A 1,886-nucleotide genomic window follows, 5' to 3' on the forward strand; every position below is an offset into this window, starting at 1 on the left:
GGTCGCTGCAGGCGGCTCGCCAAAGACTGGGAAAAGTCCATAGCCTCGTCAACAGCGTGGACTTTGATCGCCTCAATCCGCATGCTGACCCGCAGAACCACAAGGCATTGTCAGTGCTGAAAAACTTTCGGATCAGGCTCTAAAATAAATTAGTCGGGTACGGCCAGTGTGCACCCATTCATTCGGCGGCATTACCGGAAACACGCCACACAACACCGCCCACATCGTCTGCGACAAGCAATGCGCCCGACCTGTCAATCGTGAGGCCGACCGGTCGACCATGCACATGCGCTTCGTCGGCTGTCAGGAAACCCGTAAGCACATCAACCGGCGGTCCGGACGGCTTCCCATCGGCGAACGGCACATAGATGACCTTGTAGCCACTCTTGGGCCGCCGGTTCCATGATCCATGCTGTGCCACGAACATCCCGTGACGCCAGGCGTCCGGAAGTTGGGTGGCATCCTGGGAAAACGCAATGCCAAGGGAGGCCGTATGCGGGCCAAGCGCGTAATCCGGCGCAATCGCCTGCGCCACAAGGTCCGGTCGCTGTGGCGAGACCCGTGTGTCAACGTGCTGGCCGTAATAGCTGTAAGGCCAGCCATAGAATGCGCCTTCCTTGACCGATGTGATGTAGTCGGGGACGAGGTCGCTACCGATTTCATCACGCTCGTTGACCGCCACCCACAGGGCACCGCTCTCCGGCTCAAAGGCCAGCCCGTTCGGGTTACGCAGCCCGGTTGCATAGGGCGTCAGCTTTCCCGTGCTCAGATCGAGCCGGTCGATCCGTGCCCGACCTTCTTCGACGTCCATCCCGTTATCGGCGACATTGCTGTTGGACCCGACGGTCACATACAGGAAACGCCCGTCCGGGCTGGCGAGCAGATTTTTTGTCCAGTGATGGTTGTAGCCTGCTGGCAGATCCGCAACCTTGGTTCCCGGCGCATCAATCCGCGTGTCACCGTCATGATAGGGAAAACGAAGGATTGCGTTGGCATTGGCGACGTAAAGATCATTGCCCACCAGCGCCATGCCGAAAGGCGAATAGAGATGGTCGAGGAACACCGTGCGGGTATCCGCTGCCCCATAGCCGTTGGTGTCGCGCAGCAGGATGATCCGGTTCGGGCTGGCCTCCCCCGCGCCAACCTTGCCCATCACGAACCCTGCAATGCGGTTTTTGAGTGTCTGGACATCCGTTTGGGGCGAATTGCTCTCGGCCACCAGAATATCGCCATTGGGTAACCGATAAAGCCATCGGGGATGGTCGAGACCCTTCGCATAGGGCGTAACCGCCAGACCCTGAGCGGGTGTGGGTACCTTCCCCTCCGCCAATTCCCTTTTTTATTCAATGTCATAGCCTACCAAAAGTGGCGGAATTCTGCGGAATTCACGTCATTTCGTGTTGCATGTCGATGCACGGAATCGCATCCTATCCCACACCTCGCGTGGTAAGAAGTGTGGGATAAAAATGGGGCGTCTTTCCGCAACAGCCGTGAAGGCCATCAGGGAGCCGGGTGTTAAGCGGCATGGAAAAGTGACCCCTTCGGAAGGGGGACAGGCAGCTAAAAACGACCCCTTTCTGAGAAACGGGTTCACGATGGCCTTCATGCTGAATGGAGGCCCGGTTTGGGATGCTTGTTGGTAATCATCCGGCGAGAGACGCGGGCGTATTCAGGCGGCGATGGTATTGTGGACCTGCTGGTGGGCTTTCCAGTGCCAGGGCAGGAGTTCATGGAGGCGTGGATTGGGGATGTCATTGATCCGTGCCAGGACATCGGCGAGCCATGCGTGGGGATCGACATCGTTCAGACGCGCGGTGACGATCAGGGAATACATGGCGGCGGCGCGCTCTCCGCCACGATCGGACCCGGCGAACAACCAGGCTTTC

General features: G+C 58.8%; 2 protein-coding genes and 1 pseudogene. 1 reads left to right on the forward strand and 2 read right to left on the reverse strand.

Features of this window, described 5'->3' with window-relative positions; genetic code table 11:
* Window positions 1-120, forward strand: a pseudogene (locus CFR80_RS17905) (IS5/IS1182 family transposase); the annotation flags it as partial.
* Window positions 121-178: 58 nt separating this feature from the next.
* Here the strand turns inward: CFR80_RS17905 and CFR80_RS17910 are convergent.
* Window positions 179-1,330 (reverse strand): PQQ-dependent sugar dehydrogenase, encoded by a 1,152-nt coding sequence (locus CFR80_RS17910; RefSeq protein ID WP_258367951.1) that lies wholly within the window; start codon window positions 1,328-1,330, stop codon window positions 179-181.
* Window positions 1,331-1,669: 339 nt separating this feature from the next.
* A partial coding sequence (locus CFR80_RS17915; protein ID WP_146221620.1) for a transposase domain-containing protein occupies window positions 1,670-1,886 on the reverse strand: 217 nt, incomplete at its 5' end.

It is taken from the genome of Komagataeibacter oboediens (genome assembly GCF_003207815.1).
Classification (GTDB): domain Bacteria; phylum Pseudomonadota; class Alphaproteobacteria; order Acetobacterales; family Acetobacteraceae; genus Komagataeibacter; species Komagataeibacter oboediens.